We start from the raw sequence: 18517 nt of genomic DNA, 5'->3' as shown, positions 1-18517 counted from the left end.
GATATTACTTAGAGACTAAATAAGAAATATTGATTTACGAAAATCAATTAAGGAGATAGGTATATGGAAAAACTAAAGTATATAATTGAAGATAGTACCATTGCTGAGTTGCTTGGGGCTCAGAACTTTACAAATGAAGAATCTGCTATGCTTGAACTTGTAAAAAATGCTTTCGATGCACGGGCTACTGAATTAGATATTATATTTAAAAATGATGAGCTTATTATTAAGGATAATGGCAATGGAATGAATGTAGAGGATATTAGACAGCATTGGATGCATATTGGCAAAAGTGATAAAGACTATGAAATTATAGATAAAAACAATAAGAAGAGGATTCTTGCTGGTTCAAAAGGAATTGGTAGATTTGCTTTATCTCGATTAGGAGGTAATGTTGAATTATATTCTCAAAAAGATAATCAAAAGGATAAGTCTGTACTATGGGTTACAGATTGGAATGAAAGTACTTTAAAAGAAAATGGTTTATTAGATTTTTATGGTTCAAAAATAATTATAAAGAAATTAAGAGATAAATGGAATAAGCCTAATATAGATAAGTTAGCTGGGTATTTATCAAGAACTTATAATGACAGCTTAATGCAAATTAAAATTTATTTTGAAAATGAGACTATTATAATACAAAGATATTTTATAGAACCTAAAATAGGCAGTAATTGTACTAGCAAAATAAATTTAAATTATACATCTAAGGATAAAAAGTTGGTATGTACAATTAATTCAGATGAATTTAAGGCAGATGCTAATAAATATTGCGAAGGGATAAATCTATCAAATTATATAAATACTGTGGACATTTTTAGTGAATTAGAGCATAACAAAGATATAGTATTGTCAAAGGATGAATTAAAAGATGCTTTGGAGGTATTAGGAGATTTTTCGACAGAATTTTACTTTAGCTTAAGCGTGTCAGCCACAAAGGACGTTGAAAAATTTCTGTATAAGCATAGTACTCTTTCGGGGAGATACGAAAATGGAATAATACTTTATCGAAATTCGTTCAGTATTTCGTCCTATAATGGAACCAAAGACTGGCTTGAATTAGGAAAACGGAGCAGATTGTCTCCAGCAGCAGCAACTCATCCTACTGGAGCTTGGAGGGTAAGGGAAAATCAATTAGCTGGAAGGGTTGATATTGATAAGAAAACAAACTATATGCTAGCTGATTTAGCTAATAGACAAGGGTTAAATGAAAATATATATTACAAAATTTTTATAAAAATAGTAGATATAGGAATTAGTATATTTGAAAGATATCGTCAAAATATCATACGCAAAATTGATAAAAAAAATGATATTGATGTTGCAACTAATAAAAAAGTAATAGATAAAGTAATTAAAAATCCGAATATTATTAAAGCGTTATCAAGAGATGAAGTAAATGAATTCATTTCGGAAGTTAAAGAGTATAAAAAAGAAAATTCGGATTTTAAAAAAGAAATATTTTCTACAGAAAAGCGATATAAATACGATATTCGCATATTAAATGTTCTAGCAACTTCTGGTTTAAAAGCAACTTCTATTGCTCATGAGATGCATAATGATAGAAATAGTATTGCTAAAAACTGTGATGATATTGTGGAGGCTATGAAGGAGTATGAAATATGGGATGTAGTTAATGAGAGAGAAAAAACTAGATATGCATATTCAAATATACCAGAATTGTTAGATAAAAATAGACGTGTTAATTCTAAAATGACTTCTTTTATGAATACAATGCTTACTGAAGTTGAAAAAAGTCAGTTTTTTGCTGAAGAACACAATATATTAAAATTACTAGAGGATATAAAAACTGTATGGGAGAGAGATTATACATGGTTAGAGATAAAATTAGATTTATTATCATCAATACTTTATGTTCTACCAAGTGATGTTCTAAAGGTTACTTTTGATAATTTAATATTGAATAGTATTCAGCAAAATGATGATAGAAACCATCTTTGTATTTTTATTCAAGCAACATTAAGCAATGGTCTTTTAGAATTTTTATATAAGGACGATGGAAAAGGATTAAATAAAAAGTATATTGATGATCCAATGAAAATTGTTGAAGTTCATGAGACTTCAAGAAAGCAAGGTCATGGTCTTGGTATGTGGATTGTTAACAATACCATTGTTATGTCGGGTGGAGAAATTAAAAAAATAGAGGGTTTAGGTGGATTTACTATTCAATTTACTATGGGAGGGAAAATCTGATGGATAAAATAAAAGTTGTTTATGTTGATGATGAGTTAGATTCAAACATATCGCGATATCTTAAAAAGTCATATCGGCATAAGGATTTTGAGAAAGAATATGAAGAGGTTTGTTTTAATAGTGCAGAAGGTTACGATAGCTTGATTAGTAATCAGCTTATTAAAGAAGCAAATATAATTTTAATTGACTCCAAACTATTTGAAAATGACAGAGTTACTACTGGAAAATTTTCAGGTGAGGAGTTTAAAATGATTTTAAAGAAAGTATTTCCATTTATAGAGGTTATAGTTATAACTCAAAATGAATTAGAAGAAGATTACGGTACTATCTCAAAATATCGGGAGGGATTTCAAGATAATCCACAACAGTACTATGCTGAAAAGCTGAAAAAAGTATTAGATGCTGCAATTCAAAACATCAATATCTATCGAAATATAGCTGATAAGCTAATAGCTAATGATGGGATAGACAAAGTTTTAATTGAAAAAATTGTGGATTCATTAGAAGGTTCAGCAAAATATGATGAATTAACAACTACTGACATTGATGATATTATTCTAGCATTTAAGGAATTGCAGGGGGATATTGATGGAGAATGACTATAGAAATACGTTGTATTGTCCCAAATTAAAAGATATCAATAAAAAGAAAAATGCGTTAAATGAAGAAATAACTCAAGAGCATCCTAGAGCAAAAATTATTTACAATCAAATAAAAGATAATGATAATAAATATAAAATGAAATTTGTAAAAATTTATAATTATAAATGTAGCTATTGTGGGAACGCAATTGATCATATTAGTTCTAATCTTCTAGAAGTAGATCATTACATATGTGAATCATCATTTGATTCAAAAGAAGTAGCGGGAAAAATAGAGAATTTGGTTTTAGCATGTTATGATTGTAATAGGGCGAAAAGCAATTTTTTAATTGAGAATAAGTACATAGATATTTTAAATCCTGATTTAGAAATAATTAAAGATGTATTTTTAAGAGATGAGATGTATAGTATTCAAATTTCGGAAGAATATAAAAATGATAAGTTTATAAAATCATTTTATGATAAGATCAAATTAGAGTATCAATCTCGTAGATTGGATTTTTTATTAATAAATATTCTTGGTATGTGTGAAAAGTTTAAAGGAAAACCACATGCTGAGAAACTTAATACTATACTAATAAAATTACAGCAAAAAAGAAACTTAACGAGTTGTAAAACCATATAGATGGACAAGCTTATATTACAGAATAAAATTTATCTTATTGAATGTAAGAGATTGGCTTTTCCTGAAACAGATAATAATATGCAAAATATGCATAAAAGGTTAACAAAAAAATATATGAATCAATTAGATAAGGAATTAGAAGCTTTTGAGAAAAACATGGATAAAATAACAAACAATTTTATTAAAGATAAATTAATTGATAGTAAATTTATTGGAAAGTATAAACTTAAAGGAATAATTGTGACAAAGGAATTTTCCACTGCACATATTCAAAAATTAAAATATCCAATATTGATTAAAGGTAGATTAGTAGAATATATAAAGAACGATATTAATAAAATATAAACAGTTTCCATCAAATTATATTCAAAAAACTATTTAAAAAACTATTATTTTACTTTGAGGTAAGATCAGCTTTCACAATAAAGTTCTGATCAAATTTTTTTATAAACCTACACTAATTTGTGAATGGAAAAATAGTAGAGAGATTGATCTATCCGAATTTGAGTAATTATAATTCAGAGACAACTGCGCCTAACACAGCGACACCCGACACGCCCGTTGGAATAACTAGGTTTTGAGTGGTCCGCGGAGTGCTGTTTTACGACGTTAAGAATTAAAAGAATGAGGACACATCAGGAGTCATGGGAACGTTAGGCGACAGAATCAATTGTTTTTTTGTCTACACTATTTGTATATGATAGTTTATGTAATGTAATAAAAATAGACAAATGAAGTTGCAGAGGAGATTGTAATGCGCATATTAAGTCTTAATGTTAATAACTTTGGTGGGATAGAAGAAAAACCAAGATATGACGAATATAAAGATGATTATCTAAAGTTAGATTCTTTTAGAAATGATTCTAAACGAATACCAGTTGCAAATAATATTGTTGAACGGATAGGAACTTATCAGCCTGATATTATTATTATGCATGAATTTGATATGAATTCACCAGCTGGTAATTATGTAATAACTGAATTAGAAAACTTATCTTACTATGAGGTGTATCCAGATAATAAAGAGAAAAACGATTATAAAAAAAAAAGGGCTTCAAGTATTACCTTAATATTTGTAATGGAAAAAGGGAAGAAGTCAAATAATAGTCCAACCAATTTAGAAAAAAAGCTAAGATGGAATCATATAATTTACTTAGATTATGTTATTATTGGGATACATGTTCCATATGACATACATTTTTGGAATGAAATGATAATATTTTATGAAACCAATAAAAATAAAAAACTTATATATATTGGTGATATGAATGTTTATGATCCAAAAACGGATCGTAGAGAAAGATTTGATAATCTATTACGTTGTGGTGCAACAGATGCATGGGTTGAAAGACGTTATCCTAACGATACACCTACTTTTAGTGGGGCGACAAGGATTGATTATGCATTGATGTCACCATCAGCAATAAAGTGTTTAAATGGAATAAACATTGATAGCGTATTCAGGGAAAGAAATTTATCAGATCATTCGGCAGTTATTGTTGATATGATTTAAAAACTAAATCAAATTTTCTTACAATAAATTTGAGGCACATTTAAATGTTGATAAGTATCAGTTTGGAAAAATTGATACTTCCCATTATGTTTGTAAAAAATGCAATAGTGGTGGAGACCTGATATAAGACTTAGGGATTAGAGTATTGGATGTGGAGCACGTGGCGCTTCGATGTAAAAGGAATTATTTGAACAAGTAAGTTAGGATATTTGAATAACCATTTTGATCAAACTTTATTATAAAAATATAAAGATAGTTATGAATTACTTGTGTAGTTTTGATCAATCTTTATTATAAAAACAATAAATCGATTTTATGGAATTAAGCCATTCATGAGAAGTATTCTGATCAAACTTTATTATAAAGCTACAAATTTTACACAAATAAATAAAATTGTTATAAAATGAAGGTATGCAGAGGAATCCACTGTATACCTTCATTTTTTTATTGAATTTTCATAATATAAAAAAGTTATTAGCGAACTTATCCACATTAGATTTATAAAGTTGGATTTTTGTGGCTACCACAAAAAATAGGTGTTTCTCAAAGAGAATAGAAAGCGTTAAAATTATAACATAAAACCGATTGCAATAATAAAATTTAAGGAGGAAATTATATGTTTAATAATCTCTTTTCAAAAGGAAAAATAGGTTGTATGGATACGAAAAATAGAATTGTAATGACATCCATGGGTAATCATTTAGGAAATCCTGATGGTACCATGTCAAAAGCAGATATTGCTTTTTACGGTGCTAGGGCAAAGGGCGGTGTAGGGGTTATCTTTACAGAGGTATCAATGGTTGAGGAGTCAAGAGGCAGAGGTAACTTATGCCAAATTTCTGTAGCTGATGATAAATACATACCTGGATTAAAAGAATTGGCAGATGAGATTCACAAATATAATAGTAAAATAGTAATTCAAATATATCATCCAGGCAGACAAGGTATAAGTGCTGTTAATGGAAATTTACCAATGCTCGCACCTAGTGCTATTGAATGTCAATGTGTACATCAACCAACTGTAGCTATGACAACAGATGAAGTCTCTGATATGGTTGAAAAATTCATATTAGCGGCAGTAAGAGTTAAAAAATCGGGTATAGATGGTGTTGAAGTCCATGGAGCTCATGGATATCTAGTAAATCAATTTTTAAGTCCTCATACAAATCATAGGATTGACAAATATGGTGGAAGCTTTGAGAATAGATTGAGATTTTTAGAGGAAATAGTAATTGGCATTAAAGAAAGATGTGGAAAAGATTTTCCATTAGTTGTTAGATTGTCTGTTGATGAGTTTTACGAAACCATTGGGCTTCCAGAGGAAGGATTACACCTTAAAGATGGCGTAAAGATAGCAGAGCGTATGGAACAATTAGGTGTAGATGCAATAGATGTTAGTTCAGGGACTTATGAAACTATGAATACAGCTTGGGAGCCTAGCTCATTTGACCAAGGTTGGAAAATAAATTTAGCAGAAACAATTAAAAAATCAGTTAAAATACCAGTAATTGGAGTTTCTGTTATTAGAGAACCTGAGTATGCAGATCAGATTATAGCAGATGGTAAAGTAGATTTTGTTGGTTCTGCAAGACAACATTTTGGAGATCCAGAATGGTCAAATAAGGCTAAGGAAGGCAAAACTAATGAAATCAGAAAATGTATATCATGTCTTCACTGTATGGAAGTACTTATGTCTTCTGATATTACTAAATTACCTTGTCAGTGTGCTATTAATATTCAAAGTGGTAGAGAATTAGATTATAGTAATTTCATAGAAGATGGCGATGGAAGAACTGTAGCTATAATAGGTGCAGGCCCTGCAGGATTAGAAGCCGCAAGAGTTCTTGCAATGAGAAAATTCAAACCTGTAATATTTGAAAAATCAGATAAAATAGGTGGGCAATTAGAATTTGCAAATAAGCCTCCTAAAAAAGAAAAAATAAATTGGCTTATAGATTATTTAAGAGTACAAAGTGAAAAATTAGGAATAGAAATAAGATTAGACTCTACACCTACGATAGAGGATTTAAAAGAATTAAATCCTTATGCAGTATTTGTTGCACAAGGCTCAAATCCAATAATGCCAAAGTCTATATTAGGTATTGATGGTAAAGAAGTTTTATCAATTACAGATATATTAAGTGGAAGAATTAAATTAAAAGGCAAAAAAATTGGTGTGGTAGGTTCAGGTATGACTGGGCTCGAAACAGCAGAGTTATTAGCGGAAACGGGTAATGAAGTTAGCCTGTTTGAAATGGCTGATAATATAGGACCAGGATTATTCTTTCAAAATCTTATTGATATAATGGGTAGGACTTTAAAAGATGGTGTTCATCTTTATCCTAAACATAAATTAATAAAAATTGAGAATGGGAAATTAACTTTTGAACTTATGGAAAATAATGAAATTAAAGATTATTCCTTTGATAATGTTATTATCTCACTTGGAACTAGGTCTAATAATAAATTAATAGAAGAGATTAATATAAATTTCGATATAGTCAAGATATTAGGTGATGCATCTAAACCAGGCAGAATTAGAAATGCAATGGAAACTGGTTTTGTTAATGCATATAATTTATAAAAATAAATAGATGGAGGTACAATATTATGGGAAGATATGCGCAAACTTGTCCAATTATTTGTGGAGCAGGAACAATTAGTTTATTAGGTGAAGAAGCAAAAAAACTAGGTTGTACAAAAGTAATGATAGTATCAGATGAAACTGTTGCACAATTAGAAGGATATGTTAAGGCAAAACAAAGTTTGATAGATTCAGGTATAGAAATTGTAGAATTTAAAAAAGTAATTGCCGATCCACCAGATTATATAATAAATGAAGGTGGAGAAATAGCGAAATCAGAAAAAATAGATGGCATAGTTGCAATTGGCGGGGGAAGTCCTATGGATGCAGCTAAAGGCATAAATGTATTAGTTAATAATCCAGGTCCTGTTAATAAGTATTTTGGAAATCCTTTTTATACTCCTGGAGTTCCTGTGATAATGGTAGTTGCAACTGCTGGGACAGGAAGTGAGAGTACATCTATTGGGGTAATAACAGATACAATAAATAATGTTAAAAATTCTGTTATTTGTAATTCTACTTTGGGTATATTAGATCCAGAAATAACAATATCTGTACCAAAAGATATAACAGCTAATACAGGTATTGATACAATGTCACATGCAGTAGAAGCAATTACAGCAAAAGATCCTAATCCTAAGTCAGAACTTTTAGCAACGGATGCTATAAAAAAAATAATGAAGTACCTTCCAATAGCTATGAGCGATGGTAAAAATATTGAAGCTAGAGAAAATCTTTTGCTTGCAAGTAATTTTGCAGGACTTGCTTTTAATGATGCATTAGTACATATAGGACATGCTATTGCCCATTCAGTTGGTGCTAAGTTTCATGTGACACATGGAGTAGTATGCGGTCTTGTAATGCCTGAAGTTATGAAGTATGCTGCCGATTTTAAAGCAGATAAAGTTAAAGTCGTTGGGGAAGCTATGGGTATTAGCTTTAGTGGAAATGAAACAGATATAGAAATTGGCGAAGTCGTAGCTGTACAAATGCGCAAATTTGTAAAAAAAGTAGGAATTAAATCCTTAAAAGAATTAGGAATAGTAAGAGAAGAATTAATAGGAATAGCAGAAATGGTATTAGCTGATGCATGTTATAATTTCGTACCAAAACAATTAACTAAAGAAGAAGTTCAAGTAATTCTTGGAAATATGTACGATAATTATAAGTAATGGTTACTTTTCACAAAAATATTTTGTTATATAGTCTATAATGGACTTGTGTCCTATATAAGCATATGAGATAAAATAACAATTAAGTATGCTAGCATGCTTAATTGTTATTTTTTTGAACATGACTAAATAATATTAAGTTTTAAGGAGGATTTATGAATATAAATTCATTAAAATATTTTGTGAAAGCATGTAAAGATAAAAATTTCACTAAATCATCTAAAGATCTTTTTATAACACAACAAGCATTTAGTAGGATAATTAGCAATTTGGAAAAGGAATTAAGTACTCCGCTTTTCAAAAGAAATTCTCGTGGTGTTGAATTAACACAAATAGGTGAATATATTTATCCAAAAGCTGATAAGCTTATTAAGGAGTTTAAGGATTTTGAAGATGATATCAATGAAAAGGTACAATTTAAAAAGAAGAAATTAGATATTGGCTTCGCTCCAGGAACTCTTAGAACATTAGGAAGCAAGTACATAGTTCAATTTAGTAAAGAATTTTTAGATATTGACATTGTAATACATGAATATACAGATATTGTATGTGAAGCTAATGTATTAAATGGTAGTATTGATATGGCATGCACTATAAATCCAATGAATACCATTGATTTTTCCTATTATAATTTAAAAAAGGATTATTTAGTAGCAGTAGTTAATAAAAATAATCCTATTGCTAAAAAGCAGAGTATAAATTTTACAGATTTACGAAATGAAAAACTTATTCTGTTGGACGAAACATTTCGAATACAGTCCTTAATAATGGAAAATTTTATAGAGGCAGGATTTGAACCTGACATTTTAGTTAAATGTACTTTCGACTTATTAATAGCTTATGATTTTGTAGCTTTAAATAAGGGCGTATTTATTTTCGTGAACTGTTTGGCTAATACAGATGCTTATGATGAGATATGCTGCGTAAAAATGAAGACTCCAACTGCTATGTGGGATATAGGGTTTCTTGTAAAAAAAGATATAATAATAAGTAAAAATATGAAAATATTTATGAATTATTTCCTAAATAGAAATAATCAAAAAATTATTATATAAAAGCTACATAAGGTTAATAATCAAAGTACAACAATAAAATATAACGAAAGAAGGTATTAATATGAATGAAATTTTTGATGCTTACAAGCTAGTATTACCTCAATTAAAAGAGATGTTACAAGAGGACATATCTATAGCATTATGTGATACTACAAAAATCATAAAAAACTATGCTGCGGACTCCTTCAGTATTCCAGGTAATGAGGGTGATATTCTTAAACCGGGTGAGCCTATATGGGAGGCAATTAATCAAAACAAGTTGATGGTTGGAATAGTACCAAAGGAGTATTATGGATTTTCTTTTCAAGCAATTTCTTATCCAATTAAGGATAATAATGGACAAGCTATAGGATGTGTTGCTATAGGTAAAGATTTAACAAATAAGATTAATTTTGAAGAATCTACTGAAAGTTTATTTGCTACACTTGAGCAAACAAATGCAAGCATACAGGAACTTAATCAAGGTTCAGAAAAATTATTTTCAATAATAAATGATATTGTAGATTCTGTTAAGGAATCAGAAAAGAGTATTCAAAAAAATGCAGAAATAGTTAAGTCAATACACGATATAGCAACTCAGTCAAATCTATTAGGATTAAATGCAGCAATTGAAGCTTCAAGAGCAGGAGAATTCGGTAGGGGATTTTCTGTTGTAGCTACTGAAATGAGGAAACTAGCTCATATTAGTAAGCAATCAGCCGATAATGTTTCTAAAGATTTAGAAGAAATGAAAAAAAATATGGATGCAGTCTTAGAAATAGTAGATAAAGCAGTTGAAGTGTCAGAAAGTCAAAATCTTACAACCAAAGAAATATCATCTGCATTAGAAGAAATTACAAAAAGTTCAGAAAAAATAGTAACTCATGTAAAAGAACTTTAAATGAACTTGCATGAATTTTATTGCTTATGAATAAATTCTTGTATTATATATTAAACGTGAAAACCCACCAGATTTTAATTCTGATGGGTTTTGTATACCTTTTTTTATATAGTTGTCAAAAAATATTAACTTAAGTATAATTACTTATATACTGTATAGAATATTTTGAATCCAAGGCAATATATATGCATTATGGTATTAAATGGAAGTATAAGATGACAAATTAATAGGAGAATAAACATGGGATTTTTAGAGCGTAATCAATATCTTAGAAGGTTAGAACTTAAAAGAGAAAGTGTTGAGTCATTTTCAAATTATCCTTTCTGTTTACCTACCATAAAGAATTTATCAAGTTTAGATTTTCATCCAAAAGTAACATTTATTGTAGGGGAAAATGGCTCGGGTAAATCTACAATTTTGGAGGCAATAGCAATTGCTTGTGGGTTTAATCCTGAAGGTGGAACAATCAATTTCAACTTTTCATCCATGAACACGCACTCAGAATTATACAAATATATAAAGTTAGTTAAGGGAGTAAAAAAGCCAGAGAATGGATTTTTCCTAAGAGCAGAGAGTTTCTATAACCTTGCGAGCAATATTGATGAACTTGATAGGGTTTATGGAGGACCAAAACTTGTGTCTTCATACGGAGGTCAATCGCTACATAAACAATCCCATGGAGAGTCTTTTTTTGCTGTATTTATGAATAGGTTTGGCGGTAATGGACTGTATATATTAGACGAGCCAGAGGCTGCATTATCTCCATCAAGGCAGATGTCGATGATTACAAGAATTCATGAGTTAGTTAATATGGGTTCTCAATTTATTATTTCAACTCATTCTCCAATTATAATGGCCTACCCTGAATCAACCATTTATGAAATAAAAGATAAGATGGAAGTTGTTAGATACGAAGAAACTGAAAACTATCAGATAACGAAAAACTTTATTAATAATAGGGATAAGATGCTCCATATTCTAATTGATGGTTTTAATTAGAATAAGATATATCATCGCAAGTACCCCTACCATTGGATGAGGATTTAAAATATTAACATCAGGATACAATAATATAAAATTAAGGTAAATTTACTTTTTTGATAATTCCATTGTCTATTGAAATTATTTTATTATCAGTTATTTCTATAATTGTTCCAGCATAAGAAGTCTTTTTCTTAGATACTTGATTAGTAACATAACCTTCTAAGTTATTATCTATAAATATAGCACCACTTTTAGTTACACTAATGTGCTTTTTATCTACAGGAGAGTTAAGTACTATGGAGGTCCATTTCTTTACAGATTTATCTGTAGACCCGTACATTATCTTATAAACTTTCCCATTTTTAAGAGCACCTATATATATATTATCATTGTTAGCTGTATTTAAAAGGCACGCTTGTATATTGTCTAGACTCCAATCCATATTTGAAACCTTTATTAAGTTGGTTGAGGTATCTTCATAAATAAGATTTGGTTTATGATTAAACGTTCTAATTCTTCCAATATGTTTAGAGTTAAAAATACGAATAATATTTCCATTAACATCATTATAAAATACATCGCTTGTCAAGCTGTTTCTCGCGACTTTTATATAAAATACCCCTATTATAGGTGACATCTGTATATCGCTAATAGTATCGTTCTTATTAGCTACGGTAAATTTTACGTCCTTATTGTTTGTGTCGCCAGGGGCTTGTACCTTATTGGTATCAGCGTTGTAGTTAAAAGTGTTAATAGTAATTTTCATGTTTGATTTTTTTTCCAATATGGACATGGAGTCTGTGTCTGGATGCCACTTACTATAAATTATTTGTGAATTGTCTATATCACCAACTATATTGGATTTACCCGTATATGAATTAATAACTATTAGTTTAGAATTATCATAATAGGAAATATATTTACCATCAAAAGATGATTGAATTTTACTCGCGGTAGTTGGTATTTTTATAGAAAGATGTAGATCAACTTCTTTGTGATTTTTAACTATTTCCTCATTTACCTTAGTATTGAGTAATGTTTTTTGATAGTATTTATCAGATATAAAAAATATACAACTTTGTAATACTAGTGCAAGGATACTCCAACCCACTATTCTTTTAAATATTTTCATAAATAATAATCTCCTTTAAGGTTCCACATAAATTGAGGTGGCAACATACCTTTCACCATTCCAACCATGAGGGCTATTTACTAATGCGCCATCTTGATACATTGTGCTAGAAAAACCACCATCTAGGTTAGATGCGTTGACAGCACCGTGTTTTAGTAGCTCGTCTTGGATGTCCTTAAGTGTAGCACCTGATTTTTTAAGATTTGCACGCCCATCCATTACAAGAAACAAAATTGTTCCGTCAACAGTTTGACCGATGGCCGTTCTTGGTTGGAAACCATCAGCAGCAGCATCTTCATCATTAATTTGGCCTTTACCATTAATAATTAGAACAGGAGGTCTAAAACATAAAGCTTCTGTAACATTTAATTTTTTAAGTTCATTAACACTGTAATTACCAACTATAAGTTTCCCGACATTTGTAAATGCTGTAACGCTTTGCTTGGTAGTATCATTACTATCATTAGAAATTACTTTCCCATTACAGATTAGAAAACCGCCCGCATAAGCACCTGTACCTCCAAAGCTACCTTTGTTGTTATCAGTAAAAGATCCTCCATTTATGGCTGCTACTGCATTATGTGCCTTTGCCATTTCACTGGTTTTTTCGCCCTCTACCCCTAAATTTTTACTCCGTGCTATTTTGACTTTTAAGGGATTGGGGATTTCTAACAGATATCCGTCATATCTTCCTGAATCTGGATGCAAATTATATCTAATTATCTCATTACTTGATTTCTTATCAATATTAATAGCTGCTATACTAACCTTTGTATCTTCTTTAATATTGCTTTTATTGGTTATTTTATTTATCTCGGCTGTAGATAAGAAGGTAGTGGCCAAATATTGATGCCTAGTTCCCATAATTGTAGCTACTACGACCTTCTTTAAGCTAGTGAAGGGTCCTCTAAAGACATAAAATGGTGCTGTTACCACGGTGAATAATGTCATATATAATATGAAAATTATTACTGGTTTTAATTTTTTATCTTTATTTTTGGGCATTATAATCCTCCTTTTAATAGTGTAAGAAATTATGCAGAGACTTTCTATCTAAAGCAATTTACAAAATTTACTGATTGCTAAGAACTTCTTAAGGCAATACCATAAAAGTAGATGCAACTTTTCTTTCGCCGGATATATCACACGGATTATTAATTACTTTACCGTTATAGTACATAGTTGATGAACTTCCTCCATCAAGATTTGATGCATTTACGGCACCATAGTCTAAAAGTATATTTTGCACTTCACGTAAAGTAGCACCTATAGATTTTGTACTTCTACCATCAATAGTTAATAAAATTACTGAACCATCTTTTTTCTGACCTATAGCTGTTCTTGGAGCAATCCCCCAACTGCCATCGCCTTTTGTAATTGTAGGTTTACCATTAACGATAAGTGCAGGACCAAAACTAATGGCCTCCGTTATATTAAGTTTGTTTAATTCATTTAAGGAATAACTACCAACTAGAAGCTTGCCTGTGCCATTAAAAGCAACCATATCTTTTTTGATAGTATTCTCCTTTAGATCATTATAAATAATTTTTCCATCATGCATTATAACTCCTGAGGGGAAGAAGTTTTTGTCAGGATCTGTAAAGCCTCCCGCGTTAATAGCTGCTATAGCACCATTATCTTGCGCTATATTACTAGTTAGTTCGCCCTGTTTTCCTAGTTTATTACTATAGCCAACCTTAATTTTTGTTGGGTCTTTAATGATAAGTGCATAGCCTGTGAACTTTAATCCATTTGAAATATTATACCTTTCAATGTTTGTTTTACTATCATTATTTAAATTGGTGATAGCTTTTGTAGTTTGATTGTTCTTATTGTCAGCTAACACAGGTTTATTTTTAGCATTAGTAAGCATTATTCCTCCTAATAAAGTTAATGTTACTATAGGTATAATCGACCACTTATAAGAATTTTTCTTGAATAAAGAGATCATAGTAATTCTCCTTTTAATTTGAGATTTATTATTTATGATGTAGGACATACCATAAAATTGAGGTGTTTTCTTATAGCTTTCTAACAATTTTATAATAGTTTTACCATAATTTATGTAGTTTTCACAGTTAACATGAGACAAAGCTAAGGCATCACAAGCGAGTTCCTTATCATTAGACATTTTATAAAATGAATACCATATAATTGGATTAAACCAATGTATTATTTGAAGTACTCCTGATATGCAACTTACTATTATGTCGAGGCGTTTTACATGGGCTAGTTCATGTAAGATTATAAATTCTAATTCATTTTTATTTAGAAAATTATAAGTGCCAATAGGTAGTAGCAATTTAGGTTTTATAAATCCATAAATACAGGGCGATTTAATTTCATTAGTATTTATAATTCTTATATTAGATTTTATATTTAACTTGTTTTTACACTGTAATAAAAGAAGTAAAACTTTCTTATTATTACATACATGACCTTTCTTAAACTTGCACTTTAATTTCATCGTCATTACAATTGTATAAGAAGCAATTATAATAACGACCAGTAACCACAGGCAACTTATCAATTGTAGATATATCGGAATCTGGTCAGCATCAGATGTATTTGCTTGTAAATTAGACTTCACAAGATTTGGAGCTACAGTTGGATTACTCTCTTTATTATGAAAAATTTTGATTGCTTTGTAAGTTATTGTATAAGGTACTTGTGTAATAGTTGTATTTTTAAAATTAATAATATTAAAGATACTTAATGAGCTTTGTAGTCCGTAAGGCATTAACAATCTAATTATAAGAATAAGCCAAATGGCATAGTGCCATCTAACGCCTAGCTTATCTTTAAGCAATAATTTAAAGAGAAGAATTATTAAACTTAAAATGCTTGCTAAAGCGGTTGAATATAATACCCATTTAAAAATAGATATTAGTAATAACATAAATACACCTATTTAACCTTTCTTCTTATCAAGAATATTTTTAAGTTCTTTAATTTCCTCGTCAGATAATTTTGATTCATTTAAAAAGTTTGCAATCATACCATTTAATGAGCCATTAAACACACGGTTTATAAAGGATTCACTCTCAGCTTTTATACATTTATTTTCTGATAATAAAGGAAAGTAATAATACGTTTTTTTATCTTTTTTATCTATGTTGTAACCTAGAACTTCTTTTTTGACTAAACGATTTATTAAAGTTCTAACAGTATTTGCCTTCCAATCAGTCCTTTTACTTAAAGCATTAACAATTTCATTTGCAGTGCAGGTTGGATTCGCCCAAACGCATTTCATAACTTCCCATTCTGAATTTGATATTTTAGATGCATTAATCATTTTATCATCTACTTTCTAATAAATTTGTTTATTGCGATATTCAGCTTCATATTATATATTACACATGTAATATATAATTGTCAATATATACTTTTCATTGTAAAAATAGGGAAAGAAGAAAAAAGATTAAGAGATTTAAGAAAATCATGTATTATAAGAAGTATCCAAAATTAACAAATAAAATCATCTTTTCAAAAGATATAAAATACAACAGTATTAGTTTTTAATATCTGCCCTAACGTATAATCAATAGAATAGGGTCGTAGGAAAGCAAGAACATGTGGGAATAAATGAAAATCAAAACCTTGGAGAGATTGGAGAAAGGAAAAGCCCTCAGTATTAATTAAACACATAGTACAAACCCATCATGAATTTACAAAAAAACATCTTAGAGAAATAGCTTTATTTTTGTATACTTTAGTATTGCTATACGGTAGAATAGTGGTACATAGTATTTTTATTAAACTATAGATTTAGTATTTAATAAAAATAATAGACTACAGGTTTTACAAATATTATAAATTAAAAGTTTGTATGCTACGAGAGTATACTATTTCTAAAAAAGCAAATAAATGTATAATTTTATTGAAGACCACGAAGGTTGATTTCTGTATATCAGATATTAATTTTTGTGTTTTTATTTTTTTGGGGGTTTTAAAGAAAGTCAATTTGAAGGAGAAACCAAATGGATTCGAAAAATCAAGTACCGGATTGGTTGTTAAATAGTGGAGAACTAGGAATGTGCCCATGTGGGTGTATTGGTAAAAGGAAGAAAGGCAGTTTTTTAGAAAAGACTATTAATAGTATTGCTAAGCTTTTAAAGGAAGTTATTTTTTTTGAGGATATAGCGTTTCAAAAGGGTTTTCTACAAAAGTTAGATCCAAGAATAAAGGTAATATCTTTAATTGTCTTAATATTAACATCTACTTTGATTCATAATGTGCTTATATTAACTATTCTTTATTTAATATCATGCATTTTAGCTAAGATGTCATATGTATCATTAAAATTATATTTTAAACGTATATGGTTAATTACGCCACTTTTCACGGGAATTGCTGTACTACCATCGATTTTCAATTTTGTAAGACCTGGAACTACATTAGTTACTCTTATAAATTTTGGTCATCAAGTGCATTTGGGTCCACTAATATTTCCGTCTGTTCTTACGATTACATCGCAAGGAGTATCGGGAGCTGTTTTGTTAATAGTTAGAGTTGGCGTTACGGTATCTTTAGCTTTTCTATTTACAACTACTACTAGGTGGGCTAATTTGTTAAAGGCATTACGGGTTCTGCTTTTACCAAAAATATTTATTACAACTCTGGAAATGTGTTATCGTTATATCTTTATATTATTAAATATAACAACAGATATGTTCGTTGCAAGAAAGAGTAGAACCTTTAGTAAAGCTTCCTCAAAAGAGGGGCGTCATTTTGTCTCTAATGCCATTGGAAGTCTCTTTGGTAAAAGTTATGCTTTAAGTGAAGAGGTTTATGGAGCTATGCTATCAAGGGGGTATAAAGGCGAGCCTGTTATTATGAACAGGTTTCGATTTACTTTACTTGATTTCCAATGGTTATTAGGTGTTATAATTTGTGTTTTAGCAGCTTTTGGAGGTGAAATTATTCTTGGATAGGGAAAAAGTAATGGAGCTTCGCGATGTTTCATTTGAATATTTGCCTAGTGAAATGGTACTTAAAGATATAAATTTAGATATTTATAGTGGTGAAAAGATAGTTATTTTAGGAGCTAATGGGTCAGGTAAATCTTCACTTTTAAAGATCCTTAATGGCTTGATATTCCCAAGTAAAGGTGAGTATAACGCTTTTAGTCAACTTGTTACGGAAGAAACATTAAATGATGAGCAGTTTGCGCAGGCTTTTCGCCAAAGAATTGGGTTCATATTTCAAAATTCTGATGCTCAATTGTTTTCTACAAATGTATGGGAAGAAATAGCTTTTGGACCACTACAGATGAAGCTTAGCTTTAAGGAAGTAGAGGATAGGGTTAATGGCGTTATTCGAATGCTTGAACTAGAATCATTGAAAGATAGGCCGCCGTATAGATTAAGTGGTGGTGAGAAAAAGAAAGTAGCTATTGCATCTGTATTATCAATAAATCCAAAAGTTTTGATATTGGATGAACCTACGAATGGCTTGGATCCTCGATCTCAAAGATGGCTGATTAATCTATTAGTAAAACTTAATAATGCAGGCAAAACTTTAATTACATGTACTCATAATTTAGATATTGTCGAAGAAATAGCTGATAGGGTAATAGTTTTTAATGAGGATCATAAGATAGTTGCTAGTGGTTCACCTAAGGATATATTATCAAATAAAGAATTATTACTTTCTGTAAATCTTATAGATGAGCATTATCATAGACATGTTCACGCAACTGATAAAAGCATGCAGCATGATCATTATCATAGTCATGAATAGTCTTAATTTTAAGG

General features: G+C 29.8%; 16 protein-coding genes. 12 read left to right on the top strand and 4 right to left on the bottom strand.

Features of this window, described 5'->3' with window-relative positions; translation table 11 throughout:
- Window positions 1–63 precede the first annotated feature (63 nt).
- From KPL44_RS02175 to KPL44_RS02130, 10 genes are all read left to right on the top strand, one after another.
- Complete coding sequence (locus KPL44_RS02175) at window positions 64–2214, top strand: ATP-binding protein (RefSeq protein ID WP_216246962.1); 2151 nt, start codon at window positions 64–66, stop codon at window positions 2212–2214.
- The gene (locus KPL44_RS02170) at window positions 2214–2813 is read left to right on the top strand and encodes a hypothetical protein (RefSeq protein ID WP_216246961.1); all 600 of its coding nucleotides are present in this window, start codon (window positions 2214–2216) and stop codon (window positions 2811–2813) included. The genes KPL44_RS02175 and KPL44_RS02170 overlap by 1 nt, the downstream gene beginning before the upstream one ends.
- On the top strand, window positions 2803–3441 hold the full coding sequence (locus KPL44_RS02165; protein WP_216246960.1) for an HNH endonuclease: 639 nt from the start codon (window positions 2803–2805) through the stop codon (window positions 3439–3441). Before KPL44_RS02170 ends, KPL44_RS02165 begins: the two co-directional genes overlap by 11 nt.
- Before the next feature lie 78 nt (window positions 3442–3519).
- Complete coding sequence (locus KPL44_RS02160) at window positions 3520–3786, top strand: hypothetical protein (RefSeq protein ID WP_216246959.1); 267 nt, start codon at window positions 3520–3522, stop codon at window positions 3784–3786.
- Between the two features lie 409 nt (window positions 3787–4195).
- Window positions 4196–4954 carry an endonuclease/exonuclease/phosphatase family protein gene (locus tag KPL44_RS02155; RefSeq protein ID WP_216246958.1) on the top strand — a complete coding sequence of 253 codons (759 nt, stop codon included), beginning with the start codon at window positions 4196–4198 and terminating at the stop codon, window positions 4952–4954.
- Window positions 4955–5570: 616 nt separating this feature from the next.
- A complete protein-coding gene (locus KPL44_RS02150; protein WP_216246957.1) occupies window positions 5571–7538 on the top strand; it encodes an oxidoreductase in 1968 nt (655 codons plus the stop codon).
- A gap of 26 nt (window positions 7539–7564) precedes the next feature.
- Complete coding sequence (locus tag KPL44_RS02145) at window positions 7565–8710, top strand: iron-containing alcohol dehydrogenase (RefSeq protein WP_216246955.1); 1146 nt, start codon at window positions 7565–7567, stop codon at window positions 8708–8710.
- 155 nt (window positions 8711–8865) lie between these two features.
- On the top strand, window positions 8866–9765 hold the full coding sequence (locus KPL44_RS02140; protein ID WP_216246954.1) for a LysR family transcriptional regulator: 900 nt from the start codon (window positions 8866–8868) through the stop codon (window positions 9763–9765).
- Window positions 9766–9826: 61 nt separating this feature from the next.
- The gene (locus KPL44_RS02135; RefSeq protein ID WP_216246953.1) at window positions 9827–10645 is read left to right on the top strand and encodes a methyl-accepting chemotaxis protein; all 819 of its coding nucleotides are present in this window, start codon (window positions 9827–9829) and stop codon (window positions 10643–10645) included.
- Between the two features lie 240 nt (window positions 10646–10885).
- Complete coding sequence (locus tag KPL44_RS02130) at window positions 10886–11644, top strand: AAA family ATPase (protein WP_216246952.1); 759 nt, start codon at window positions 10886–10888, stop codon at window positions 11642–11644.
- A 79-nt stretch (window positions 11645–11723) separates the two neighbouring features.
- Here KPL44_RS02130 and KPL44_RS02125 read toward each other — a convergent pair whose 3' ends face one another.
- From KPL44_RS02125 to KPL44_RS02110, 4 genes are all read right to left on the bottom strand, one after another.
- Window positions 11724–12761 carry a hypothetical protein gene (locus tag KPL44_RS02125; protein WP_216246951.1) on the bottom strand — a complete coding sequence of 346 codons (1038 nt, stop codon included), beginning with the start codon at window positions 12759–12761 and terminating at the stop codon, window positions 11724–11726.
- 15 nt (window positions 12762–12776) lie between these two features.
- Entirely contained in the window at window positions 12777–13766 is a 990-nt protein-coding gene (locus KPL44_RS02120) for a phosphodiester glycosidase family protein (protein ID WP_216246949.1), read from the bottom strand.
- A gap of 88 nt (window positions 13767–13854) precedes the next feature.
- Window positions 13855–15660, bottom strand: coding sequence for a M56 family metallopeptidase (locus KPL44_RS25160; RefSeq protein WP_253201579.1), 1806 nt, complete (start codon window positions 15658–15660; stop codon window positions 13855–13857).
- Between the two features lie 12 nt (window positions 15661–15672).
- Window positions 15673–16056 carry a BlaI/MecI/CopY family transcriptional regulator gene (locus KPL44_RS02110; RefSeq protein ID WP_216246947.1) on the bottom strand — a complete coding sequence of 128 codons (384 nt, stop codon included), beginning with the start codon at window positions 16054–16056 and terminating at the stop codon, window positions 15673–15675.
- 685 nt (window positions 16057–16741) lie between these two features.
- On the opposite strand from KPL44_RS02110, the gene cbiQ reads away from it, so the two are divergent.
- Window positions 16742–17695: a cobalt ECF transporter T component CbiQ gene (gene cbiQ, locus KPL44_RS02105; protein WP_216246946.1), complete on the top strand. Its 954-nt coding sequence runs from the start codon at window positions 16742–16744 to the stop codon at window positions 17693–17695.
- Complete coding sequence (locus tag KPL44_RS02100; protein WP_253201578.1) at window positions 17688–18503, top strand: energy-coupling factor ABC transporter ATP-binding protein; 816 nt, start codon at window positions 17688–17690, stop codon at window positions 18501–18503. Before cbiQ ends, KPL44_RS02100 begins: the two co-directional genes overlap by 8 nt.
- Window positions 18504–18517 lie beyond the last annotated feature (14 nt).

This window comes from Clostridium sp. DSM 17811 (assembly GCF_018861905.1).
Lineage (GTDB): Bacteria > Bacillota > Clostridia > Clostridiales > Clostridiaceae > Clostridium_AD > Clostridium_AD frigoriphilum.
Note: the sequence above shows the minus strand (reverse complement) of the source record. Positions and strands in the feature narration are given on the sequence as shown.